The sequence below is a fragment of the Streptomyces atroolivaceus genome, assembly GCF_000717025.1.
Taxonomy (GTDB): domain Bacteria; phylum Actinomycetota; class Actinomycetes; order Streptomycetales; family Streptomycetaceae; genus Streptomyces; species Streptomyces atroolivaceus.
In genome coordinates this window covers 1-545 of the sequence record NZ_JNXG01000065.1, presented here as the reverse complement: position 1 = coordinate 545, position 545 = coordinate 1, and the positions used below count along the sequence as shown (strand labels likewise).

Here is a 545-nt window from a genome sequence, read left to right as displayed (position 1 = left end):
CTTGTAGGAGAAGAGTTTTCCGGCTTCGGTGGTGGCGATGAGGCGGTCCTGGCCGACGGTGGTGAGGGTCTTGAGGACGAAGCCGGTGCCGATCTCGGCGCGTTGGCCGATGTGTTCGACGCCCTTGGGCTTGGCCTGGGAGACGAGGTACTGGAGGAGTGTGCCGTCGGCGGTGGTGCCGTAGAGGTGTCCGTAGCCGTCGTAGCTGAGCTTGTCGTGGGTCCAGCCCTTGTCGATGATCTTGTCGATGGCGGAGACGGCGAGTGTCTCGTCGTTGGTCTGGACGTCGACGCGGTAGAGGGCGCCGGCGGTGGAGGTGACGAGGATGGTGTTGAAGTTGAGTGTGGCCATGGCCTTGGGTTCGAAGCCGAGGTCGGGGCCGACGCGTGTTCTGATGCGGTTGCCGGTGCCGGGTGTGATGGCGGAGTAGGTGAGGCGGCCGTCGTCGAGGATGCCGTAGATCGACGAGGTGCCGGTGCACACCTGCTCAGCGGCTTGGGCGGTGCCGGTACTCGCGGTCAGGAGACTGAGCGAAACGGCACCTG

1 pseudogene is annotated in these 545 nt (G+C 65.1%); it reads right to left on the bottom strand.

What is annotated here, in order from left to right:
* A pseudogene (locus OO67_RS35425) lies at window positions 1-545 on the bottom strand (tachylectin-related carbohydrate-binding protein); the annotation flags it as partial.